Genomic DNA, 23,347 nt, shown 5'->3' with positions numbered 1-23,347 from the left:
GTCGCGCCCGGTCTTTGTCGAAGGACACCGTGCAGCATCGCCGGCCATCGTGGCAGTCCAATGGCGCGCGCGTTGCGCGAAAAAGTCATGCGCCGCGCGGCCGCGCGCTCGCGCTTCACCCGCTCGCGTCGAGCGTGGCGTTCCTCCAGCCCGTTCGCATCGAGCGCAGCGAGCGTGAGCGAGCGAAGTCGAAACGCCGGTGGGACGCGCATCCGATCGCCATGACGCCCCTCCCGCTAGGCTCTGTTGTAGAGTGACGGGCGGGCTGTCCCGCAAGCCATGCGAAGACCGACGGAGTGTGAAATGGCCGTGCAACCGCGTCCGTTGGAGTCGCCGCGCCGGCGCGAGCACGCGGTCGATCTGGCTGCCGACGAACTCGCCGTCGTCGAGGCCGCGTTGGCCGCGCATCGCGCGCGTCCGGGCGCATTGCTGCCGATCCTGCACGCGGTCCAGGATGCGCTCGGCTGGATACCACCCGCGGCGTTGCCGGTGGTTGCGCACGGCCTCAACCTGACGCGTGCGGAGGTGCATGGCGTCGCCAGTTTCTATCCGGATTTCCGCAGCACGCGACCGGGCCGCCACATCGTGCGCCTGTGCCGTGCCGAAGCGTGTCAGGCGCTAGGCGCACGCGCGCTCGAGGCGCATGCAAGGCACTCGCTCGGCATCGATTTCCATCAGACCACAGCCGACGGCGCGATCACGCTGGAACCGGTGTATTGCCTTGGCAATTGCGGCTGCGGCCCGTCGCTGCTGGTCGACGCGGACGAGTTGCATGCACGCGTGACGGCGGATGCGTTCGACGCACTGGTGCGGCGCATGCGCGAGGCAAGTACATGAGCGTGCGTGTGTACGTTTCGCGCGACGCGACGGCACTCGCTCTCGGCGCCGAGGCGATCGCGAGCGCGATCGTCGCGGAGGCGCACGCGCGCGGGATCGCGATCGAGCTCGTGCGCACCGGTTCGCGCGGCCTGTTCTGGCTCGAACCACTGGTGGAGGTCGAAGCAGGGGATCGGATCGGATACGGGCCGGTCGCCGCCGCGGATGTGCCCGGATTGTTCGAAGCCGGCTTCCTGGGCGGTGGCGCGCATGCGCTGCGCATCGGTCGCGTCGAGGAGCAGCCATTTTTCGCTCGGCAGGAGCGCCTCACGTTTGCGCGTGTCGGCATCGGCGATCCGCTCGACGTCGAGGACTATATTTCGAACGGTGGTTATCGCGGCTTGCGCAATGCGCTCGCGCTGGCGCCCGCCGACATCGTGCAGGTCGTGACCGAGTCGGGCCTGCGCGGCCGCGGCGGCGCCGCGTTCCCGACCGGCATCAAGTGGAAGACCGTGCTGGATACCCCGTCCGCGCACAAATACATCGTCTGCAATGCCGACGAAGGCGATTCCGGCACATTTTCCGATCGCATGCTGATGGAAGGCGATCCGTTCTGCCTGGTAGAGGGCATGACGATCGCCGGCCTCGCGGTCGGTGCCGAACACGGTTTTATCTACCTGCGCAGCGAGTATCCGCACGCACATCGCGCGCTCGAAGCGGCGATCGCGAAGGCCTACGCCGGCGGCTGGCTCGGCGCCGACGTGCACGGCAGCGGTCGGCGCTTCGAGCTCGAAGTGCGGCTCGGCGCCGGGGCCTACATCTGCGGCGAAGAAACCTCGCTGCTCGACAGCCTCGAGGGCAGGCGCGGACAGGTGCGCTTCAAGCCGCCGCTGCCCGCGATCAAGGGCTTGTTCGGTCAGCCGACCGTCGTCAACAACGTGATCTCGCTGGCTTCGGTGCCGCTCATCCTCGAGCGCGGCGCGGAGTTCTATCGCGACTACGGCGTAGGTCGTTCGCGCGGCACCCTGCCGATCCAGCTTGCGGGCAACCTCAAGTACACGGGGCTGGTCGAGAAGGCGTTCGGCGTGACCTTGCGCGAGCTGCTGTACGACTACGGCGGCGGATCGTATTCGGGGCGGCCGATCCGCGCGGTGCAGGTCGGCGGACCACTTGGCGCCTATCTGCCGGAGTCGCAATTCGACACGCCGCTCGATTACGAAGCGTTCGCCGCCATCGGCGCGATGCTCGGCCACGGCGGCATCGTCGCGTTCGACGACACGGTCGACATGCTGGAGCAGGCGCGCTACGCGATGGAGTTCTGCGCGGTGGAATCGTGCGGCAAGTGCACGCCGTGCCGGATCGGCTCGACCCGTGGTGTCGAGGTGCTCGATCGCCTGCGTGCCGGCATCGAGCGCGAAAAGAACTTCGCACTGCTGGACGACCTGTGCGAGACGATGCGCAGCGCGTCGCTGTGCGCGCTCGGTGGCCTGACGCCGGACCCGGTACGCAGCGCGTTGCAGCACTTCCGCGAGGATTTTGAAATACCCGGCGGGAAGGGTTGAGCGACATCCACGATGACGAAGCAGAGAAGCAGCGGAGCAATGCCATGTTGTCGATCGCCGAAACCGATCTTGGTACGCCGAAATCCCGCGCAACCCAGTCCGTTGCGCTGACGGTCGACGGGCGCGCGGTCAGCGTGCCGGCAGGTACCTCCGTGCTGCGCGCGGCGGCGGAGATCGGCATCGAGATTCCGAAGCTGTGCGCGACCGAACTGCTCGATGCATTCGGTTCGTGTCGGCTGTGCCTGGTGCAGATCGAGGGCATGAAGGGCTTTCCCGCGTCGTGCACGACGCCGGTAGCGGCGGGCATGCGGGTGACGACCCACGGCGGCAAGCTGGAGCAGCTGCGCCGCGGGGTGATGGAGCTGTATCTGTCCGACCACCCGCTTGACGCATTCGCCGGGAGTTTCGCAAGCGAGATGCAGGCCATGGCCGAGCGTGTCGGAGTCGAGGAGGTGCGTTACGGCTTCGATGGGGCCGGGCACTTCGCGCCAATGCGCGCCGATGGCAATGGCAATCCGTTGCACGCCGGGGCGGATTCGTCCAACCCGTATTTCCGCTTCGATCCTGCGCAGTGCATCGTCTGCTCGCGCTGCGTGCGCGCGTGCGACGAGCAACAGGGCACGTTCGCGCTGACCGTGCAGGGGCGCGGGTTCGCCTCGAAGATCGTCGCCAGCCAGGACGACCCGTTCATGGATTCGGAATGCGTGTCGTGCGGCGCCTGCGTGCAGGCCTGCCCGACGGGCGCGCTGATGGAGAAGTCGCTGATCGAGCAGGGGCAGGCGGATCGCAGCGTGGTGACGACCTGCGCCTATTGCGGCGTCGGCTGCTCGTTCCGCGCCGAGATGCGCGGCGACGCACTTGTGCGCATGGTGCCGAACAAGGATGGCCAGGCGAACCACGGCCATTCCTGCGTGAAGGGCCGGTTCGCGACCGGCTACGCGACCCATCCCGAGCGCATCCTGAAACCGATGCTGCGCGCGAAGATCTCCGATCCGTGGCGCGAGGTGTCGTGGCACGAGGCGATAGCGCACGCCGCGTCCGAGTTCCGGCGCATCCAGGCGGAACACGGGCGCGATTCGATCGGCGGCATCACCTCCTCGCGCTGCACCAACGAAGAGACCTATCTGGTGCAGAAGCTCGTGCGCGCGGCGTTCGGCACCAACAACGTCGACACGTGCGCGCGCGTGTGCCATTCGCCGACCGGTTACGGTCTGAAGAGCACGCTCGGCGAGTCGGCCGGGACGCAGGACTTCGATTCGGTCATGCAGGCGGACGTGATCTTCGTGATCGGCGCGAACCCGACCGATGCGCATCCGGTGTTCGCCTCGCAGATGAAGCGGCGACTGCGCCAGGGGGCGAAGCTGGTCGTCGCCGATCCGCGCCGCATCGAACTGGTGCGCACGCCGCACGTCGAGGCGGATTTCCATCTGCGCCTGCGGCCGGGCACCAACGTCGCGCTGTTGAATGCGCTTGCGCACGTCGTCGTTGCGGAAGGTCTTGTCGACGAGGCGTTCGTGCGCGAACGCTGCGAAATTCCCGCCTTCGAGCGCTGGCGCGCGTTCGTCGGCGCGGCGGAGCGGTCACCCGAAGCGACCGCAGACGTTACCGGCGTCCCGGCCGCCGATGTGCGCGCGGCGGCTCGCCTGTATGCGAGCGGTGGCAAAGCAGCGATCTATTATGGCCTTGGCGTGACCGAGCACTCGCAGGGATCGACCGCGGTGATGGCGATCGCGAACCTCGCGATGGCGACCGGCAATATCGGGCGTGTCGGCGTCGGAGTGAATCCGTTGCGCGGGCAGAACAACGTGCAGGGCTCGTGCGACATGGGCTCGTTCCCGCACGAGTTCACCGGCTACCGCCACGTTTCCGACGACGCGGTGCGCGCGAGCTTCGAGCAGGCCTGGGGCGTGCACCTGCAGGCGGAGCCCGGCCTGCGCATCCCGAACATGTTCGAGGCCGCGCTCGACGGCAGTTTCAGGGCGCTCTACATCGAGGGCGAGGACATCGCGCAGTCCGATCCGAACACTCAGCACGTCACCGCCGCGCTGTCGGCGCTCGAATGCGTGGTCGTGCAGGACCTGTTCCTCAACGAGACGGCGAAGTTCGCGCACGTGTTCCTGCCCGGCTCGACGTTCCTCGAAAAGGACGGCACCTTCGTCAATGCCGAGCGACGCGTCTCGCGCGTGCGCAAGGTGATGGAGCCGAGGAATTCCGACGGCACGCGCGGCTACGCCGACTGGGAAATCACCCAGCTGCTGTCGAATGCGCTCGGCTATCCGATGCACTACACGCATCCGTCCGAAATCATGGACGAGATCGCGCGCCTTACGCCGACCTTCGCCGGCATCAGCTTCGCGCGCATCGACGAACTCGGCAGCATCCAGTGGCCGTGCGACGCCGGGCACCCGCAAGGCACGCCGACCATGCACGTAGATACGTTCGTGCGCGGCAAGGGTCGCTTCATGCTGACCGAGTACGTGCCGACCAGCGAAAAGGTCAACGCGAAGTATCCATTGATCCTCACCACCGGGCGCATCCTCAGCCAGTACAACGTCGGCGCGCAGACGCGACGCACGCCGAACAGCCGCTGGCACGACGAGGATCGCCTCGAGATCGATCCGCACGACGCCGAGCAGCGCGGCATCCGCGATGGCGACTGGGTCGGCGTGGCGAGCCGCGCGGGTGAAACCGTGCTGCGCGCGGCGATCAGCGAGCGCATGCAGCCGGGCGTCGTCTACACGACGTTCCACTTCCCCGGCTCCGGCGCGAACGTGATCACGACCGAGAACTCGGACTGGGCGACCAACTGCCCGGAGTACAAGGTCACCGCGGTCGAGGTCACGCGCGTCAGCCAGCCATCGGAGTGGCAGAAGCGCTTCCATGCGTTCGACGAGCAGCAGCAGGCGCTGCTGGAGCAGGCACGCGATGCGGCCCTCGATGCCCCGCACTGAGCCGATCAGCGAGCCGGCCGGCTGTGTGCGCCGCACGGTGCTCCGTCGGCACGCGGGCGTGATCGAAAGCGCCGACGATGCGATCGCCGAGGAAGTGCCGATCGCGTTCGTCTACAACGACGAGCCGCATGTCGTGATGATGGCGACGCCGTACGACCTCGCGGATCTCGCGCTCGGCTTCTCGCTGAGCGAGGCGCTGATCGACGCGGCCGATGAACTGCACGGCATCGATGTGCATCGCCTGATCGAGGGCATCGAATTGCGTCTGCAGGTGCCGCCCGCGCGCGCCGAAGCGATGCGTCGACGGCGACGCAACCTGGCCGGCCGCACCGGGTGCGGCCTGTGCGGCGCGCAGGTGCTCGAGGATGCGCTGCGCCAACCTCCGCGCGTCGGTGCAGGGCCGCGCATCGATGCGCGCGTCCTCGCTGGCGCTCTCGCTAAGCTGCACGAAGGTCAGCCACTGAACGTGGCAACGGGCGCGACGCATGCGGCGGCGTGGTTCGATGCCGCCGGCGGGCTCGTGCTCCTGCGCGAGGATGTCGGGCGCCACAACGCGCTCGACAAGCTGGTCGGCGCACTGGCGCGGGCCGGCGCAGACGTGAACGAGGGCTTCCTCGTCGTGACGAGCCGCGCGAGCTACGAAATGGTGCAGAAGGCCGCGACCGCTGGGATCACCCTGCTCGTTGCGATCTCGGCGCCGACCGCGCTCGCGATCCAGTTCGCCGAGCAGGCCGGCGTGACCCTGGTCGGCTTCGCGCGCGGTGACGATCACGTCGTCTACGCGCACCCGCAGCGCATCGCCGAAATGGCGCAGGAGCAGGCATGAGTGGCGTCGGACCTCTGGTGAGGATGGCGAATGACATCGCCGCGTTCTTCCACTCCGAGCCCGATCATGCAACCGCTGTCGCGGGAGTCGCGGCGCACATCCGCCGGTATTGGGAGCCACGCATGCGCCGGCAGATCCACGCGCATCTCGCGGCGGGCGGTGCCGGGCTCGGCGCGCTTGCGCGCGAGGGCGTTGCGCGATTGGCGCAGGACGATCCTGCCGCGCGCGCCTGACCGCTACGGTCCGAGCGCGAACGGGCAAAGGTGGTTCCAGATCTGGCCGAGATGCGCGCTTGTGTAGATGTGCCCGCCGACGAAGAGCGTGAAGTACAGGTTGCGATTCGTGATCCAGCCGCCGGTCTGGAAACGCTGCGGATCTGCCCCGGCGCCGTACTGGGTGTACAGCGGATCGCTGTTGCCAATGTGGATGTCGACCGGGATTTTCGGCAGCGTCGCGGCGAGCAGACTCGCGCAGGTCGGCGGGAAGGAGCCGTCGTCGGTGCACGCGTACTGCTCGAGCGATCCCGCACTTACGGCATACGCGGCGAAATAGTCCGTGTTCGAGAGCGCGAGCGCATGGCCGTAGTGCGCGCCTGCCGAATAACCCCACAGGTAGATGCGGCTGCGCTCGATGTTGTAGGCGGCGAGCGCATCGTCGAGCGCGGCGCTGATTTCGGCGATGTCGCCATTCGCGCCCCAGCCGCCCTGGGTCGAATTGCCGACCGCTGCGAGCACCAGGAAACCATTGCTGTCGGCCCAACTCGTCCAGTCGGCGCGCACCTGCTGAGCCGCGCTCGCGGTTGGCAGCGACTGACCGCGCAGCGCCAGGAGCAACGGTGCGGATTGCGATGGCGCATAGCCGGGCGGTACGTGCAGGTAGTAGCTGCGCGTACCGATGCCGGCCACGTTGATCGTGCGCGTGACGTTGCCCGGGAAAGCGCCGCCGCTGCCATTGGACGGATCGTGCGGGATTGCCGTCGGGCTTTCGTAACCGTCGGCAAAGATCGCGTCACCCCCCGGGCACATCGAACCCGGCAGGCGCACGGTGCTGGCCGCGGTGGCCAGCCCGGATGCGGCGGCAAGCGTCACGGCTGCAAGGATCCACGGCGTCCGCATGCTGTTTCCTCGGTGTAGGGGCGACCATAACGAGGGACGGTCGACGGTTCATGGGCCTCGTTCACGAAACGCCCCGTCCCCGCTGGCATCCCGCCTCCAACCATACGCTCCCGTTTGCGGCAGCGCACGATGGCCAGATTGCAGAACTTGACGTTAAGATCGCTGCGGATTCGTTACAGACCCGCAAAGAAACCGTTCGCCTCCAAGGAGCGCTGTATGCAGCACAAGACCCATCGGACCTGGCTAGCCCCGGCGCTTGCCGCCCTGCCCTTGGCGCTCGCGGCGGCCTTCATGGCCCAGGACGCGCAGGCGAGCGGCTTCCAGCTGAAGGAAAACAGCGTACAGGGACTCGGTCGCGCCTATGCGGGCAGTGCCGCGGCGCCGGGCGATTGCTCGGTGGTGGCGACGAACGCGGCGGCGATGAGCGATCTGGGCGCCGGGAACTGCGCCCAGGCCGATCTCAATGTCATCAATTTCAAGACCGAGTTCAGCGGCAGTGGTACCGATCTGCTCGGCCAGCCCATCAGCGGCGGCAACGGCGGCGACGGTGGCATCACCAAGCCGGTGCCGGCAATGTATTTCACGCACCGGATCAACGACGCCTGGACAGTCGGCGCGACCATCAACGCACCGTTCGGCTTCCAGACCGAATACGACGATCGTTCGGTGCTGCGTTACGAAGGCGTGCTTTCGAAGCTCGAGTCGATCGACCTCGCATTCGCTGCCTCCTACCGCATCAACGACCAGTTCTCGATCGGCGGCAGCCTGATCGCGCAACGCACCAGCGCCGAGCTGACCCAGGTCGTCGATTTCGGCACGATCCTCGCGGCCCCGACCAATGGCGCACTGTTGCCGCAGGAAGCGGATGGGTACGGCGGCCTCAAGGGCGACGACTGGGGTTACGGCTGGACGCTCGGCCTGCTGTGGAAGCCGACCGGCAGCGATCGCATCGGCCTCAGCTACCACTCTCAGATCGATCACACGCTCGAAGGCGATGCGAATTTCCTGGTGCCCTCGAATGTGCTGCCGTTGCTCGGCGGCGCGTTCGTCAATCAGGCCGGCCGAGCCGACTTCGACACGCCGTGGTTCGTGACCGCGAGCTGGTGGCACACGTTCGATGATCGCCTGAGCTTCGGTGCGGACATCGGCTACACCCACTGGTCGAGCTTCAAGAACCTGCTGATCCGCTACGAGTCGCCGACAATGGCACCGTTCACGCGCGCGCAGGATTTCAACTGGGACGACACCTGGTTCTACTCGATCGGCGGCGACTATCGCCTCGACGATCAATGGACCCTGCGCGCCGGCATCGCCTACGACGAAACGCCGACCAACGACATCACGCGCACGCCGCGCGTGCCTGACGGCAGCCGCACCTGGCTCTCGGTCGGTGTCGGCTACAAGTGGAGCGACGCGCTGCGCTTCGACGCCGGTTACGTGCACCTGTGGGTCGACGACGGCAAGATCGACCACACGACTTCGACGTTCAACCACCTGGTCGGTTCGTTCTCGAGTTCCGGCAACGTACTCGGCATCTCGGGGCAGTACATCTTCTGACGCGAGCGCACCCATTGGGGAGGGACCGGCGGGCACCTTCGGGTGCCCGTCGCTTTTGATGTCCATGGATGGACGGAATGCCGGCCCGCGGGTGTTCCCGACACCTGCGGACACTCCCCACATCCATGTGGGTCGAAATGCAGGAGCGATTTCCGGCAGGGCCATGGATGGCTCGCACGATTCACTTTGACTCCTTTCGTGCGAGGACCTACCCGCGTCCGTGCGTGTTCGTCCCGCATCCCTGCGGGCCGGTAACTTTCTCTTGGCTTCCCCCAAGAGAAAGTCACCAAAGAGAAGGGCACCCCAACGGCAACGCCCGCCGGGCATCCTGCCCAGCGGGTGCGTGAACATCGGCCGAGGTTCGCCGACAGCGCATCCGTGCGCTGACGGCGAACGCGCGCGCATCGTGCGCGCGCCCCTGCGGGCTGTTTCGTCCGCCGTTCACCGTTGCCGAAGGGGACCCCGATCCGGAGCAGCGCGCTCCTGCGCGCGGAAGCAGAGCAACTTACTCGGTCCCGGATGTCGGAGCCCACCCAGCCCTCAGCCCTCAGAATCGAACCCGTTGGCGAAGATGAAATCCCAGGTCCGGTTCTCGTAGGCGCCGGGGTCGAGCGTGCCATCGCGCGTGCGCAGCTGCCCGTCGAGATCGGCGCTGAAGAACGGATACAGCGGCACCATGCCGAGGCCCTGGTTGATGAACGGCGAATCGTCGCGCAGGCGGTAGTTGCGGTTCGGCGCATCGATGAAATGCGGATCGCCGGCGAGCGCGCGCGTCGCATCGAGCACCAGCGAACCGCCCGTCGTCGCCACCAGGCTGGAGTCGGCGTACGCGGTGCCATCGCCGAGGCCGACGAAGGCCAGTCCTTCGAGGTCGACGTCGGAGATCTGGTTGTCGTGGAACAGACTGTTGACGATGTCCATCCGCACGCCGCCGCCGAGCCCCGCGCGCACGCTGCAACCACGCCCGCTGCCGCCCGGACACCGGCCACCGACGAACGTGCTGTTGGCGAGGATTACCGCGCTGGTCGCGCCCGGCTCGGTCGAGGGCGCGCTGATCGCGATGTGCGCCTCCGCGATCGCAGCGTTGTTGTTCGCGAACAGGCTGTTGGCGACGCGCACCATGCCGTTCGTCACGTACAGCTCGGCGCCTCCGCCAAACTGCGCGCTGCTGTTGCTGACGACGAGGTTGTCGAGCCACAACTCGGTGTAGGCATCCGCGTAGGAAGCCATCACGAGCGCGCCGCCCTGCTGGTTCAGCGACGGATCGCCCCAGCCGTTGGTGAGGGTGAGGTTCTGCACGCCGATGCGCGAGGTCAGCGTGCTGCCGTTCTGGCGGTACAGCCGCAGCACCTGGTGCTGGCCGGCGCCTTCGAGGATCGTGCGCGACGCCTCCAGCCGCTGCTGCGCGCAGTCGTTGTTGTCGATGGTGTACCAGCCGCCGGTGACGAACAGCCAGCCCGCGTTCTGGCTGTTGTAGGTGAACGGCTGGTTGAACACGGTGTAGATGCCCTCGCGCACGCGGATCTCGTCGTCGCTGCTGGATGCGGCGGCGTCGGTCAGCGCCTGCTGCAGTTCGGTGCCATTGCGCACGCACCAGGTGGCGGCGGTCGAGACGGAAGGCAGCAGCGTGAGCAGAACAAGCGCGGCAAGGATGGTGCAGGCGCGGGTGCGCATGATCGTCTCCGGAGCGGTGTTTCCCGATCCAGTACGCGAAGGCGTGGCGAAAACCCGAACAACGGCATGGCGGCGGCAAGACTTGCCGTATCCGATCGGATACGGCATGATGGGCCATGAATCGGTTCGTCCGCACGGAAGCGTTCGACACTTGGCTTCGCCGGCTCGGCGACGCGAAGGCACGCGCGCGGATCGCGCAGCGCATCGAGTCCGCGCAGGCCGGCAACGTCGGTGATTGCGAGCCAGTTGGCGAAGGCATTTCGGAAATGCGCGTCCATGTCGGGGCCGGCTACCGCGTGTACTTCACGCGTATCGGCGACGCCGTCTACCTGCTTCTCGTCGGCGGCAACAAGTCGACGCAGCGACGCGACATCAAGCGCGCGATCGAGATGGCGCGTTACCTCAAGGAGTCGAAATGAAGATCACGAAGGCGAACCCGAAATCCCTCGTGGCGCTCGGCGTGAGGGACTTTGATGCGGCCGCTTATCTGACGGACGATGATTCCGTCGCCGAATACCTTACCGCGGCGCTCGAAGATCCGGACCCCGAAATGTTCCTCACGGCGGTCAGGACAGCGGCGCGCGCGCGCGGCATGACGCAACTCGCGAAGGACTCGGGGCTCGGGCGCGAAAGCCTGTACAAGGCGCTGGCCGTCGGCGCGAAACCGCGCTACGACACGATTCTGAAAGTCACGCGCGCACTCGGCGTGCGCCTGCATGCGCAATCGCGATAGCCGCACGTCGACTCTGAATAACATAGCGAATTGTCGCGGCGTCGAAGCCGATTCGGTCGTCGAACGCGCCATCAAGGAGCGCGTGCTGTCCATAACGCCGGCGCATCGCAGCTTCGCGGACCGACTCGCGGCGAGTCCGAAGTCGTCCGCGCGCTGGCATCTCGACGCGGCTTCACTCGAAGACGGTCCGGTTGGGCGCGAACTGCTGTGAGCCGGGTCGGGTCATTGGAACAACCGAATACCCTTCTGATAGTCCTCGCGAAGGCCGGAGTTCAGGTAGCGATCAATTTCGTAGTCCAAATGCTCGCGGTAGAACTCATCGCCGCTTTGCTCCCTGACCTGAAGAAACTTCAGGGCGATGCGATTCAACTGTTCTGCGGCAATCCGCTCTCCCCGACTCTCTGCAGCGGCTCGGAAAGATTCGCAAATAGTCGAATATGTTTCCATAATGAGGTAGTCAGAAACGGCAAGGCTCGGAGATAGACCGTGCTGCTTAGCAATTGAGCGGTAGCCCGCAATAACCACCTTAGATGACGACCGTAGAAACGCGTCATAGGCGGTTTTGTCTTTCCAATCCGTGTACGCCAAGAGCGCGATATCGGCGAACTTTTCGGCTTCAGACCACACCTTGATTGAGGCGAGGCAGGTTGCGCCAAGCTGATTACCGTTGAAGGTCGTATTGTTTTGGCAAGCCAAAGTGAGAAGCGTGAGCCCAGCTCTGTTGATTCTATCGACTGATTCTGTCCCAAACGCGTCCCCAATCTCAGCCTTTAGCCGTTGGAAAGCCGCGGAAACTTGCTGTCGATCCCCAAGCTCGAAGGTGTCGAGAGCAGTCTTCTCGAACTGTTCGTAGAGTGCACGCGCGACCCGCTTTGGGTGCTTCTTTTCGATCGTTGCCAGAGCCGACAAGAGCGACACTTGCATCATCAATAGCGACAATATGCCTCTTGATCGCAAAGATGGCAGCGTTGATGTCGCTTCATCTATTTCCCGTTTCGCAGTCTGCACAATCGGGGTATGAATTGACGCGACCAAGCCTGCGATCATCCTCAACATCACGTCTTCGGACGGCTTTGGCAGGAACCACAGCTTCAATCCCATGATGTTCTCGCAGCGAAACGGATAGTGTTGTCAACTTTCTACCTACTTCTCGAGTTCTAGGAAGTTCCCGTTTGGATCCCGAAGCTTGCGTCCATCTGCCTGCAGCTCCAATTTTGTGGTGCCGTCAGAAAGCGTATAGCGCGAATAGAACTTCGGGTCCTTCAGATCAGCATCATCATGCACTTGAGCTGTTCCGTGATCTCCTCGCCATTCGATAACTGGCTGGCTTTTCCCTGCCGAATCTATCGCGTTGTGCTCGACTGTGAACTCGCCCATATCGCGCTCCTTCAGAAGACAACCTACTCACCCAGCGTCAACAACGACGCATTGCCGCCCGCCGCCGTCGTGTTGATCGTCAGCGTGCGCTCGGTCGCGAAGCGCACGATGTAGTGCGGGCCGCCGGCTTTCGGGCCGGTGCCGCTGAGGCCTTCGCCGCCGAACGGCTGCACGCCGACGACCGCGCCGATCTGGTTGCGGTTCACGTAGCAATTGCCGACCTTGGCGCGCTTGGCGATATGCTCGATGGTCGCGTCGATGCGGCTGTGCACGCCGAGCGTGAGGCCGAAGCCGGTCGCATTGATCGCGTCGATGACCTGGTCGAGTTCGCTGCCCTTCCAGCGCAGCACGTGCAGTACCGGACCGAACACTTCCTGGGTCAACAGCGAGAGCGCCGGGATTTCGTACGCGCGCGGTGCGAAGAAGGTGCCTTCCTCGGTGCCGGGCGCGAGTTTCGCCTCGTTGATCTTCTTCGCCTCGCGGTCCATGCGCGCGGCGTGCTCGACCAGGAACGTGCGCGAGGGTTCGTCGATGACCGGACCGACGTCGGTCGAGAGCTTGGCGGGATCGCCGACCACCAGTTCGTCCATCGCGCCCTTGAGCATCGCGATGACCTTGTCGGCGATGTCTTCCTGCACGAACAGCACGCGCGCGGCCGAGCAGCGCTGGCCCGCGGAATCGAACGCGGACGCGAGCACGTCCTTGACCAGCTGTTCCGGCAGCGCCGATGAATCGGCGATCAGCGCGTTCTGGCCGCCGGTCTCGGCGATCAGCGCGGCGATCGGTGCGTTGCGCGCGGCGAGCGTGCGGTTGATCGTCCACGCGGTTTCGGTGGAGCCGGTAAAGCAGACGCCGGCGACCTCGGGTTTCGTGAGCAGGGTGTTGCCGAGCACCGAGCCCTTGGCCGGCACGAACTGCAATACCGCCGGCGGCACGCCGGCTTCGTGCAGCAGCTTGACCGCGGCATGGCCGACGAGGGTGGTCTGGTCGGCCGGCTTGGCGATGACCGCGTTGCCGGCGGCGAGGCCGGCCGCGACCTGGCCCATGAAGATTGCGAGCGGGAAATTCCACGGGCTGATGCAGACGAACACGCCGCGTCCGCGCAGGAACAGCTGGTTCGATTCGCCGGTCGGGCCCGGCAGCGTTTCCGGCTGGCCGAACAGCTTGCGTGCGAGCGCCGCGTAGTAGCGGCACATGTCGGCCGCTTCGCGCACTTCGGAGATTGCGGCCGGAATCGTCTTGCCGGCTTCGCGCACGCACAGCGCGATGAACTCGCCGCGACGCTGCTCAAGCAGGTCGGCCGCGTGCTCGAGGATCGTCGCGCGGCTCGCCGCCGGCAACGCATCCCACTCCGGCTGCGCAGCGACGCCATTCGCGAGTGCTTTCTCGATCGTCGCCGCATCGGCGTTGCGGCTTTCGCCGATCACCTGGCGGCGATCGGTCGGGCTGGTGACCTTGCGGGCGGTTTCGTTGCTGGTCGCGCCCGGCACCAGCGGTGCGGCGGTCCACGGCGCGCGCGGCGCATTGACGGCTTCGGCGAGCGCCTTGAGTTCGTTGTCGTTGGCGAGGTTGACGCCCATGGAATTCTTCCTGCTGTCGCCATAGAGACCGACCGGCAGCGCGATGCGCGGGTGCGGCTTGGAGGAAAATGCGCGGACCGTTTCGCAAGGGTCGGCGACGAGGTCGCGGATCGACACGCTCTCGTCGACGACGCGGTTCACGAACGAGGTGTTGGCGCCGTTTTCGAGCAGGCGACGGACCAGATACGGCAACAGGTCCTCGTGGCTGCCGACCGGCGCATAGACGCGGCACGGCACGTCGAGGTGGTCTTCGCCGATGACGCCGGCGTAGAGGTCGGCGCCCATGCCGTGCAGGCGCTGGAACTCGAACGGACGCCGCTGCGCATGGTGGTGGATCGCCGCGATCGTGTGCGCGTTGTGGGTCGCGAACTGCGGGTAGATCAACTCGGAGCCGGCCGCGAACAGGCGCTTCGCGCAGGCGAGGTAGGACACGTCGGTGTTCGGCTTGCGCGTGTAGACCGGATACCCGGCGAGGCCGAGTTCCTGCGCGCGCTTGATCTCCGAATCCCAATACGCGCCCTTGACCAGGCGCACGCACCAGCGGCGTCCGGTCTTGCGCGCGCGCTCGGCGAGCCAGTCGATCACGAACGGGCAGCGCTTCTGGTACGCCTGCACCGCAAGGCCGAAACCATTCCAGCCGGCCAGTGATTCGTGCTCGAACACCGCGCCGATGATTTCGAGCGAAAGTTCGAGGCGGTCGGATTCTTCGGCATCGACGGTCATGCCGATGCCGTTCGCCTTGGCGAGCTGCGCGAGTTCGAGCAGCTTCGGCGTCAGTTCCGCATGCACGCGCGCGCGCTTGGCGACTTCGTAGCGCGGATGCAGGGCGGAAAGCTTCACCGAGATCGACGGCGCTGCGAGCACGCTGTCGAACGGTCCGCGCCGGCCGAGTGCGTCGATCGCATCCTTGTAGGCGCGGTGGTAGCGCTCGGCATCGGCGCCGGTGAGCGCGGATTCGCCGAGCATGTCGTAGGAATAGCGGTAGGCGGCGTGCTCCTTCTGCGCGGAGCGGTCGAGCGCTTCCTCGATCGTGCGGCCCATGACGAACTGGTGGCCCATGATGCGCATCGCCTGGCGCACGGCAAGACGGATCACCGGCTCGCCGGCGCGACCGACCAGACGCTTGAACGCGCCGGTGACGTCGCGGCGCGTCTCGTCGGCAAGATTGACCAGCCGGCCGGTCAGCATCAGGCCCCAGGTCGAGGCATTGACGAACACCGAATCGCTGCCGCCGAGGTGCTTCTTCCAGTCCGCCTCGCCGAGCTTGTCGCGGATCAGCTTGTCCGCGGTCAGCTTGTCGGGGATGCGCAGCAGTGCCTCGGCCACGCACATCAGCAGCACGCCTTCCTCGCTGGAAAGGTCGTACTGGCGCATGAAGGACTCGACCGCGCTCTGCTTGCTGGCCCGAGCACGCACGCCGGCGACGAGTTCGGAGGCGCGCGCCAGCACCGCCTCGCGCTCGACCGGCGGCAGGCTGGCCTGGGCGAGCAGTTCGTCGACGGCTTCGCCCTCGTCGCGGGTCCACGCGGCAGTCATGCGTGCCCACACCGGATCGGCGACAGGGGGAACTTCGGGCAGCAGCGGTTCGCTCAAGGCGGATCTCGGCAACGGCGCGCCGCAAGGGCCCGTGGCGCGGGGCCCGCTAGTGTAGTGACGCGGCGGGCGGGGGCCAAGGCCGCCGGCGGCCTTGCGAGGTGCATATGGCGGCTTCGGGCTGGCGCCGGCTGCGGCAGTTTGGCGCAGCCGCGCAGCGCCGCTGGCGGGCGCGAGGTTGCCGCTGCCGCGCACGCTCCACTATCATTGTCGGGTTACGCTCCCGACTTTGCGCATGGGCCGAGGGCCCGTCGGGCCGTCGCGGCGACTGCGCATTGGGGCGCATCCGAGCAAACCAGAAAGGTGATGGCGATGATTTCATCCGGGGTCCAGCGCGCCCGCCGCGCGTTCGCGCTACTCGCATCGTTGGCGAGCGGCGCCGCGTTCGCGAATCCGCAGCCGTGGCAGCTCAACATGACTCCGGGCGTGACGTCGATCTCGCAGCGCATCCACGGCGTGCACATGCTCGCCTTCTGGGTTTGCGTCGTGATCGGCATCATCGTGTTTGGCGCGATGATCGTGGCGATGGTGCGCTTCCGCAAATCAAAGGGTGCGGTCGCGGCGAAGTGGAGCCACAACACGATGATGGAGGCGATCTGGACCGTGGTCCCGATCGTGATCCTGGTCGTGATGGCGTGGCCGGCGACCAAGCTGCTGGTCGACATGGCCGACGCGAAGGATTCGGACATGACCATCAAGGTCACCGGCTACCAGTGGAAGTGGCGTTACGAGTACGTCGACTACTACAACAAGGCGACCGGCGTGAATTTCGTGTCGAGCCTCGATGCCGACTCGAACAAGGCGCGCCAGCTCGATTCGGGCATCGACCCGCATTCGGTCAAGGACGGTGACTTCTCCAGCTATCTGCTCAACGTCGACAAGCCGCTGGTGCTGCCGGTGGGGGTCAAGGTGCGCTTCGTGATCACCGCCGACGACGTCATCCACGCCTGGTGGGTGCCGAGCCTCGGCTGGAAGCAGGACGCGATCCCCGGAATCATCAACGACAACTGGACGAAGATCGACGAACCGGGCACGTACCGCGGCCAATGCGCGGAGTTGTGCGGCAAGGACCACGGCTTCATGCCGATCGTCGTGAAGGCATTGCCGAAGGCCGAATTTGAACAATGGCTGGCCGCGCAGCAAGCTGCCGCGGCCGCCGCCAAGGCCGGTGCAACCGCGCAGGCGACCCCGGCGCCGGCACCTGCATCGCAAGGTTGACGGGAAATTTGTGCGTTCACGCGTGAACGCGAGCGAAGATTAGAGAGGTTCCAGATCATGGCTGCTGCCAATCCCGCGATCGATCACGACGCCCACGACGACCACGATCACAAGCCGCAAGGCTTCCTGCATCGCTGGCTGTTCACGACCAATCACAAGGACATCGGTACGCTGTACCTGGTGTTCTCGCTGATCATGTTCTTCACCGGCGGTTCGATGGCGATGGTCATCCGCGCGGAACTCTTCCAGCCGGGCATGCAGCTCGTGCAGCCGGAGTTCTTCAACGAAATGACCACGATGCATGCGCTGATCATGATCTTCGGCGCGGTCATGCCGGCCTTCGTCGGCCTCGGCAACTGGATGATCCCGCTCATGATCGGCGGCCCGGACATGGCGCTGCCGCGCATGAACAACTGGTCGTTCTGGATCCTTCCGTTCGCCTTCTTCCTGCTGATCTCCGAGATCTTCATGCCCGGCGGCGGCCCGCAGGGCGGCTGGACGATGTACCCGCCGCTGTCGCTCGAGGGCGGCAGCAACGTCGCCTTCATGATCTTCGCGGTGCACCTGATGGGCATCAGCTCGATCATGGGCGCGATCAACATCATCGCGACGATCCTCAACATGCGCGCGCCCGGCATGGACCTGCTGAAGATGCCGATCTTCGTGTGGAGCTGGCTGATCACCGCGTTCCTGCTGATCGCGGTGATGCCGGTGCTCGCCGGCGCGGTCACCATGCTGCTCACCGACAAGTTCTTCGGCACCAGCTTCTTCAACGCGGCCGGCGGCGGCGACCCGGTGATGTTCCAGCACATCTTCTGGTTCTTCGGTCACCCCGAGGTCTACATCATGATCCTGCCGGCGTTCGGCATCGTGTCGGAGATCATCCCGACCTTCAGCCGCAAGCCGATCTTCGGATACCAGGCGATGGTGTATGCGATCGCGTCGATCGCGTTCCTCTCGTTCATCGTCTGGGCGCACCACATGTTCTCGGTCGGCATGCCGCTCGGCGGCGAGCTGTTCTTCATGTACGCGACGATGCTGATCGCGATCCCGACCGGCGTGAAGGTGTTCAACTGGGTCTCCACCATGTGGGAAGGCTCGTTGACGTTCGAGACGCCGATGCTGTTCGCGATCGCGTTCGTCATCCTGTTCACGATCGGTGGTTTCTCCGGCGTGATGTGCGCGATCGTGCCGGCCGACTTCCAGTACCAGGACACCTATTTCGTCGTCGCGCACTTCCACTACGTGCTGGTGACCGGCGCGATCTTCGCGATCATGGCCTCGGTGTACTACTGGCTGCCGAAGTGGTGCGGCAACATGTATTCGGAGAAGTGGGGCAAGATCCATTTCTGGATGAGCGTGATCTCGGTCAACGTGCTGTTCTTCCCGCAGCACTTCCTCGGCCTCGCCGGCATGCCGCGCCGCATCCCCGACTACAACGTCGCATTTGCCGACTTCAACATGATTTCGTCGATCGGCGGCTTCTGGTTCGGTGCCAGCCAGCTGATCTTCGTCGGCGTGATCATCCACGCGGTCTACTACTCGAAGAACCGCGCGACCACCCAGGTGTGGGAAGGCGCGCACGGCCTCGAATGGACGGTGCCGTCGCCGGCGCCGCACCACACGTTCACGGTGCCGCCGGTGATCCGAGACGACATGTTGGCCCATGGCGACGTTAGTCACTGATTTGTACGGCCGTCCATGACCGCCGCTTCCATGGAGGGAGCGCGGATTCGGCGGCCGGTGTGTGCACTGCCGTTCCAGAAGAAGCGGCCATCCATGGCCGCACTCCCGAGGAACAGCACGCTTCGAACAGGCGCAGTTGAAGAAATGAAGGGCCAGCCCGTAATCGATGAACGCTCACTGTCCCGCGCCCGTGCGCGGCGGACGGCGTTGATCGCCGGCATGGTGGCGATCGCGATCTACCTGGTTGCCATCGGCGAAGTGGTGCTGCGGCGGTGAATACGTCCGTGCAGCGCAATCGGGGCGTGCTGAAGACGGCAGCGGTGGTGGTCGCGTGCGCGTTCCTGTTCGGTTTCGCGATGGTGCCGCTGTATCGCGTCGTGTGCGAGCACGTGCTCGGCATCAAGCTCGCCGCCGGCGCGGTCGACCAGAGCCGCGCCGCGGGACTGGTCGAGGACAGCAGCCGCAGCGTGCGCGTGCAGTTCATTGCCAGCGTGAACAGCCGCCTGCCGTGGGTGTTCGCGCCCGAGATGCCCGGCATCGACGTGCATCCGGGCAAGCTGACCGAAGTCTGGTTCGACGCCACGAACACCGGTGGCGAGGCGATCGTCGGCAATGCGGTGCCGAGCATCGCGCCGAGCACCGCGTCGTCGTACTTCAACAAGACCGAATGCTTCTGTTTCACCGAGCAGGTGCTGAAGGCCGGCGAGTCGCGTCGCATGCCGGTGCGCTTCTTCATCGACCCGCAGTTGCCCAGGGACGTGCGCGAGCTGACCCTGTCGTACACGTTCTACGCGAACGAGGTCGCCACCAGGCGCCTCTCCGAAACAGGCTCGCCGCTGCCGGCGGCGGGCTGATACCCTGATCCATCGTACCGACCGAGATCCCGTCATGGCCCAGACACAAGGTGCTTACTACGTCCCCCACGGCAGCCACTGGCCGATCATCGGCTCGTTCGGCCTGCTCGGCACCGTCGGCGGCGCAGGCCTCTGGCTCAACGAGGCCGACATCGGCAAGCCGATCATGGCGCTCGGCATCGCGATCCTCGTGTTCATGCTGTTCGGCTGGTTCGGCACGGTCATCCGCGAGTCGATCAGCGGCAAGTACAACAGCCAGGTCGACGTCTCGTTCCGCATGGGGATGATCTGGTTCATCTTCTCCGAAGTGATGTTCTTCGCCGCGTTCTTCGGCGCGCTGTTCTACGCGCGTGCGCTGTCGGTGCCGTGGCTCGGCGGTGAAGGACATGGCGCGCTCACCAACCATTTCCTGTGGCCGAACTTCTCCGCGGCATGGCCGACCAACGGCCCGGGCGCGGTCGGCGGCGTGTTCTCGACGCTGTCGCCGTGGGGCATCCCGCTGCTGAACACGCTGCTGCTGCTGTCGTCCGGCGTAACCATCACGATCGCGCACCATGCGCTGCGCGCCGGCAACCGCAGGCAGTTGCTGATCTTCCTCGCCCTCACCGTCGTGCTCGGCGTGATCTTCCTCGGCTATCAGGCGCACGAATACGCCGAGGCCTACACCCATCACGGCCTGACCCTCGGCAGCGGCATCTACGGCAGCACGTTCTTCATGCTGACCGGCTTCCACGGCATGCATGTCACGCTCGGCGCGATCATGCTGACGGTGATCTGGTTCCGCTGCGCGAAGGGCCACTTCACCAAGGACCACCACTTCGGCTTCGAAGCGGTCGCCTGGTACTGGCACTTCGTCGACGTGGTCTGGCTCGGGCTGTTCCTGTTCGTGTACGTGCTCTGAGAGCCGGCATTCGGGATTGGGGATCGGGGATTCGACAAGCGGCCTTGAGCGACGTCGGGTTTTTCGCTGTCCCCAATCCGCGATCCCGCGCGGCGTCAGCCGATCCCATGCGGGCGGATGATGCCGGTCCAGATGCCGAGCATGACCAGCGCGATCAGCAGCACAGAAAGCGCGATGCGGCGCGTCAGCGCCTTCACCGTGCGGTCCGTGCCGCCCTTGTCGGTCATCATGAAATACAGGCCGGCGCCGAGGTTGTAGACGATGGCGATGAAGAACACGACGATCAGGACGGTGCCGAGCATGGCTTGCGCTTCCGGCCGGAACGCACGTCCGGCTGACCGATCGATTATAGCGCCGGCCCATCATGGCTGACCGCTGGCGCAGGCCGCGCGTATTCGGGATCGTCCTGATGCTGGTCGGTGTCGGCGCCTTCGTCCTGCTAGGCAGCTGGCAATTGCGTCGCGCGCACGAAAAGGAAGCGCTGTTCGCGGCGTATGCGCATGCCGCCGAGCAGGCGCCCGTCAAGCTCGCGCAGGCGCGACACTCCGCCGATGCGACGCGCTGGCCGCTGGTCGACGTCGAGGGCACGTTCGATCCCGGCCATGCCTACGTGCTCGACGACCAGGTCCGCGACGGTCGCGCCGGGGTGATGCTGTTCAACGTGTTCGTGCCGAGCGCGGGCGGCGATGCATTGCTGGTCAACCGAGGCTTCCTGGCGCGCGACATGCGCGGCGATTCGCCGCAGTTTCCGGCACCGCCGGCCGGCGTGCAGCACCTGCGCGCGTTGTACGCTCCGCCGCCGGGCGCCGGCATCCGTCTCGGCGGCAATGCACTGCCCGCGCAGGCGAACTGGCCGAAGACGACGATCTATGTCGACCTCGGCGAGATCGCCACAGACCTTGGTCGCAGGCTCGATCCGCGCGTGCTGCTGCAGGTGTCGGCCGATTCCGAGAACCGCGGTTTCGTGCGCAACTGGAAGCCCGAGGTGTTCCCGCCGGAGCGCCACTACGGCTATGCCTTCACCTGGTTCACGTTCGCCGCTGTCGTCGTCGCGACGTTTGCGATCCTGCACCGGCGCAATGGGCGATCAAGGCCGATCGCAAGGGGAAATCCACGATGACACCGCGCAACCGCAATCGCCTCGGCCTGATCCTGATCCTGCTGCTGTTCGCCGCGCCGCTGTTGACCGCCTATGTGCTGAACACGCTCGGCTGGCGCCCGGCCGGAACGCGCAACTACGGCACCCTGATCGAACCGCCGCAGGACCTGACCGCCGCGCGTTTCGTCGGCGACGACGGCAAGCCGATTGCGTGGAAGGACGAGGACTGGTCGTGGACGGTGTTCGCCGTGCCCGGACCGTCGTGCGCCAGGGCCTGCCTCGAACGCATCGATGAACTGCGCCGCGCGCGCCTGACCTTGAACCAGAACGCTTTCCGCGTGCGCGTCGTCGTGCTCGGTGACATCGACGCGGAAGCGCTGGCGACGATGAAGCCGGTGGCGCGTGCACGCGACGCCGACGGCGCGCTGGCGGCGCTGCGCCCGGCCGGCGTCGACGAGGTCGCGGTCGCGTTCGCCGATCCGCACGGTTTTCTCGTGCTGCGCTATCCGATCGGTTACGACGGCAACAAGCTGCGCAAGGACCTTGCGCGCGTGATCAAGGGCTGATGTTCATGCGCGCGCTCTTCACGTCCGCCCGCCTGGCCGCGTTCGCGACCCTGTTCGCGTTCCTCGTGATCGTGTTCGGTGCCTTCGTGCGGCTGTCGAACGCGGGCCTGTCGTGCCCGGACTGGCCGACCTGCTACGGCAAGGCCACCTGGCCCGGCCACGAGCAGGAGATCGCGCGTGCCAACGAGGCGTTCCCGGATCGCCCATTCGAGACCCACAAGGCCTGGCGCGAGCAGGTGCACCGCATGCTCGCCGGCACGCTTGGCATGCTGGTGCTGGCGCTGGCGCTGGTCGCGGTGTGGCGCCGCCGCGCTCTGGTCCTGATGCTGCTGGCGGCCGCGGTCGCCGCGGCGATCGGCGTGTTCCTCTACGTCAAGGGCGCGCATGCCGCATCGGCGACGCTGTCCGGGATCGCGATCCTCTTGCCCCTCGTCGCCGCAGCAAGGCTCGATCGCGCCCCCGCGTGGCGCGTCGCGGTCGTCGCATTCGCCGTGGTGGTCTTCCAGGCCATGCTCGGCATGTGGACGGTGACCCTGCTGCTCAAGCCCGTGGTCGTGATGGGGCACCTGCTCGGCGGCCTGCTCACGTTCTCCCTGCTCGCCTATGTCGCGTTGGCGCTTGCCCATCCGCGCGCGCCCGACGCCGCGCAGCGCCGGCTCAAGGCGATGGTCGTCGTCGCGCTCGTGCTGCTGTCGCTGCAGATCGCGCTCGGCGGCTGGACCAGTGCGAACTACGCCGCGCTTGCCTGCGGCATGGATTTCCCGCGCTGCGCAGGCTCGTGGTGGCCGTCGCCGGATTTCCGCGAGGGATTCGTGCTCTGGCGTGGCATCGGCGTGAACTACGAAGGCGGCGTGCTCGATGGCGCCGCGCGCGCGGCGATCCACATCGCGCATCGCATCGGCGCGCTCGTCGTGTTCGGCCACGTGCTCGCCACCGCAGTGCTGGCATGGCGACGCGGCCTGCGCGCGAACGCGACGGCGGTCGCGCTGCTGCTCTGCACGCAGGTCGCACTCGGCATCGCAAACGTCAAGCTGCTGCTGCCATTGCCGCTCGCGACCGCGCACAATGCGGGCGCAGCACTGCTGCTGTTCAGCCTGATCGCGCTGCTGGTGCGCGTGCAGGGAACAGCGAAAGACTGAAACACCAGGGACGAGCACGTTCGAGCAGGAACGGGCTCTCACTCCATCGTTTGCTCGTGCTCCGGTCTTTTCTGGATTTCCAAACTTCGATCCCGATCCG

The 23,347-nt window shown here is 66.1% G+C and carries 23 protein-coding genes; 17 read left to right on the top strand and 6 right to left on the bottom strand.

Annotation, left to right across the window (positions count from 1 at the left end; genetic code table 11):
• Positions 1-303: 303 nt before the first annotated feature.
• From ACILRJ_RS01025 to ACILRJ_RS01005, 5 genes are read left to right on the top strand one after another with little or no spacing between them, the layout of a single operon-like run.
• Complete coding sequence (locus tag ACILRJ_RS01025) at positions 304-837, top strand: formate dehydrogenase subunit gamma (RefSeq protein ID WP_395679466.1); 534 nt, start codon at positions 304-306, stop codon at positions 835-837.
• Positions 834-2,378, top strand: a complete 1,545-nt coding sequence (locus ACILRJ_RS01020; protein ID WP_395679464.1) for a formate dehydrogenase beta subunit — start codon at positions 834-836, stop codon at positions 2,376-2,378. The genes ACILRJ_RS01025 and ACILRJ_RS01020 overlap by 4 nt, the downstream gene beginning before the upstream one ends.
• A 44-nt stretch (positions 2,379-2,422) precedes the next feature.
• Positions 2,423-5,329: a formate dehydrogenase subunit alpha gene (gene fdhF / locus ACILRJ_RS01015; protein ID WP_395679462.1), complete on the top strand. Its 2,907-nt coding sequence runs from the start codon at positions 2,423-2,425 to the stop codon at positions 5,327-5,329.
• Positions 5,316-6,155 (top strand): formate dehydrogenase accessory sulfurtransferase FdhD, encoded by an 840-nt coding sequence (gene fdhD, locus ACILRJ_RS01010; RefSeq protein ID WP_395679460.1) that lies wholly within the window; start codon positions 5,316-5,318, stop codon positions 6,153-6,155. The genes fdhF and fdhD overlap by 14 nt, the downstream gene beginning before the upstream one ends.
• On the top strand, positions 6,152-6,388 hold the full coding sequence (locus tag ACILRJ_RS01005) for a formate dehydrogenase subunit delta (protein WP_395679458.1): 237 nt from the start codon (positions 6,152-6,154) through the stop codon (positions 6,386-6,388). The genes fdhD and ACILRJ_RS01005 overlap by 4 nt, the downstream gene beginning before the upstream one ends.
• 3 nt (positions 6,389-6,391) lie before the next feature.
• On the opposite strand, the gene ACILRJ_RS01000 is transcribed toward ACILRJ_RS01005, so the two are convergent.
• Positions 6,392-7,270: a hypothetical protein gene (locus ACILRJ_RS01000; protein ID WP_395679456.1), complete on the bottom strand. Its 879-nt coding sequence runs from the start codon at positions 7,268-7,270 to the stop codon at positions 6,392-6,394.
• A gap of 216 nt (positions 7,271-7,486) precedes the next feature.
• On the opposite strand from ACILRJ_RS01000, the gene ACILRJ_RS00995 reads away from it, so the two are divergent.
• Complete coding sequence (locus tag ACILRJ_RS00995) at positions 7,487-8,827, top strand: OmpP1/FadL family transporter (RefSeq protein WP_395679454.1); 1,341 nt, start codon at positions 7,487-7,489, stop codon at positions 8,825-8,827.
• 540 nt (positions 8,828-9,367) lie between these two features.
• Here the strand turns inward: ACILRJ_RS00995 and ACILRJ_RS00990 are convergent.
• Positions 9,368-10,501 carry a hypothetical protein gene (locus ACILRJ_RS00990; protein WP_395679452.1) on the bottom strand — a complete coding sequence of 378 codons (1,134 nt, stop codon included), beginning with the start codon at positions 10,499-10,501 and terminating at the stop codon, positions 9,368-9,370.
• Positions 10,502-10,617: 116 nt separating this feature from the next.
• Here ACILRJ_RS00990 and ACILRJ_RS00985 point away from each other — a divergent pair, with 116 nt between their 5' ends.
• From ACILRJ_RS00985 to ACILRJ_RS00975, 3 genes are all read left to right on the top strand, one after another.
• On the top strand, positions 10,618-10,920 hold the full coding sequence (locus tag ACILRJ_RS00985) for a type II toxin-antitoxin system RelE/ParE family toxin (RefSeq protein WP_395679450.1): 303 nt from the start codon (positions 10,618-10,620) through the stop codon (positions 10,918-10,920).
• On the top strand, positions 10,917-11,234 hold the full coding sequence (locus ACILRJ_RS00980) for an addiction module antidote protein (RefSeq protein ID WP_395679448.1): 318 nt from the start codon (positions 10,917-10,919) through the stop codon (positions 11,232-11,234). Before ACILRJ_RS00985 ends, ACILRJ_RS00980 begins: the two co-directional genes overlap by 4 nt.
• Before the next feature lie 82 nt (positions 11,235-11,316).
• Positions 11,317-11,445, top strand: a complete 129-nt coding sequence (locus ACILRJ_RS00975; protein WP_395679446.1) for a hypothetical protein — start codon at positions 11,317-11,319, stop codon at positions 11,443-11,445.
• Positions 11,446-11,456: 11 nt separating this feature from the next.
• Here ACILRJ_RS00975 and ACILRJ_RS00970 read toward each other — a convergent pair whose 3' ends face one another.
• The 3 genes from ACILRJ_RS00970 to putA are packed head-to-tail and all read right to left on the bottom strand — an operon-like array spanning position 11,457 to position 15,784.
• Positions 11,457-12,335, bottom strand: a complete 879-nt coding sequence (locus tag ACILRJ_RS00970; RefSeq protein WP_395679444.1) for a hypothetical protein — start codon at positions 12,333-12,335, stop codon at positions 11,457-11,459.
• 42 nt (positions 12,336-12,377) lie between these two features.
• A complete protein-coding gene (locus ACILRJ_RS00965; RefSeq protein ID WP_395679442.1) occupies positions 12,378-12,611 on the bottom strand; it encodes a hypothetical protein in 234 nt (77 codons plus the stop codon).
• A gap of 23 nt (positions 12,612-12,634) precedes the next feature.
• Complete coding sequence (gene putA / locus ACILRJ_RS00960; protein WP_395679440.1) at positions 12,635-15,784, bottom strand: bifunctional proline dehydrogenase/L-glutamate gamma-semialdehyde dehydrogenase PutA; 3,150 nt, start codon at positions 15,782-15,784, stop codon at positions 12,635-12,637.
• 312 nt (positions 15,785-16,096) lie between these two features.
• Between putA and coxB the strand changes: the two genes are divergently transcribed.
• From coxB to ACILRJ_RS00935, 5 genes are all read left to right on the top strand, one after another.
• Positions 16,097-17,002 (top strand): cytochrome c oxidase subunit II, encoded by a 906-nt coding sequence (gene coxB, locus ACILRJ_RS00955; RefSeq protein WP_395679438.1) that lies wholly within the window; start codon positions 16,097-16,099, stop codon positions 17,000-17,002.
• 78 nt (positions 17,003-17,080) lie between these two features.
• The gene (ctaD, locus tag ACILRJ_RS00950) at positions 17,081-18,688 is read left to right on the top strand and encodes a cytochrome c oxidase subunit I (RefSeq protein ID WP_395680747.1); all 1,608 of its coding nucleotides are present in this window, start codon (positions 17,081-17,083) and stop codon (positions 18,686-18,688) included.
• Positions 18,689-18,781: 93 nt separating this feature from the next.
• Positions 18,782-18,964 (top strand): hypothetical protein, encoded by a 183-nt coding sequence (locus ACILRJ_RS00945; RefSeq protein WP_395679436.1) that lies wholly within the window; start codon positions 18,782-18,784, stop codon positions 18,962-18,964.
• Positions 18,961-19,542, top strand: a complete 582-nt coding sequence (locus ACILRJ_RS00940) for a cytochrome c oxidase assembly protein (protein WP_395679433.1) — start codon at positions 18,961-18,963, stop codon at positions 19,540-19,542. Before ACILRJ_RS00945 ends, ACILRJ_RS00940 begins: the two co-directional genes overlap by 4 nt.
• A 34-nt stretch (positions 19,543-19,576) precedes the next feature.
• Positions 19,577-20,443 carry a cytochrome c oxidase subunit 3 gene (locus ACILRJ_RS00935; protein ID WP_395679431.1) on the top strand — a complete coding sequence of 289 codons (867 nt, stop codon included), beginning with the start codon at positions 19,577-19,579 and terminating at the stop codon, positions 20,441-20,443.
• 95 nt (positions 20,444-20,538) lie between these two features.
• Here ACILRJ_RS00935 and ACILRJ_RS00930 read toward each other — a convergent pair whose 3' ends face one another.
• Positions 20,539-20,745 carry a twin transmembrane helix small protein gene (locus tag ACILRJ_RS00930; protein WP_395679429.1) on the bottom strand — a complete coding sequence of 69 codons (207 nt, stop codon included), beginning with the start codon at positions 20,743-20,745 and terminating at the stop codon, positions 20,539-20,541.
• A gap of 62 nt (positions 20,746-20,807) precedes the next feature.
• Here ACILRJ_RS00930 and ACILRJ_RS00925 point away from each other — a divergent pair, with 62 nt between their 5' ends.
• From ACILRJ_RS00925 to ACILRJ_RS00915, 3 genes are read left to right on the top strand one after another with little or no spacing between them, the layout of a single operon-like run.
• Positions 20,808-21,563: an SURF1 family protein gene (locus ACILRJ_RS00925; RefSeq protein WP_395679427.1), complete on the top strand. Its 756-nt coding sequence runs from the start codon at positions 20,808-20,810 to the stop codon at positions 21,561-21,563.
• Entirely contained in the window at positions 21,560-22,108 is a 549-nt protein-coding gene (locus ACILRJ_RS00920; protein WP_395679425.1) for a hypothetical protein, read from the top strand. Before ACILRJ_RS00925 ends, ACILRJ_RS00920 begins: the two co-directional genes overlap by 4 nt.
• Positions 22,108-23,247, top strand: a complete 1,140-nt coding sequence (locus tag ACILRJ_RS00915; RefSeq protein ID WP_395679423.1) for a heme A synthase — start codon at positions 22,108-22,110, stop codon at positions 23,245-23,247. The genes ACILRJ_RS00920 and ACILRJ_RS00915 overlap by 1 nt, the downstream gene beginning before the upstream one ends.
• Positions 23,248-23,347 lie beyond the last annotated feature (100 nt).

This window comes from Dokdonella sp. (genome assembly GCF_044227025.1).
Lineage (GTDB): Bacteria > Pseudomonadota > Gammaproteobacteria > Xanthomonadales > Rhodanobacteraceae > Dokdonella_A.
Note: the sequence above shows the minus strand (reverse complement) of the source record. Positions and strands in the feature narration are given on the sequence as shown.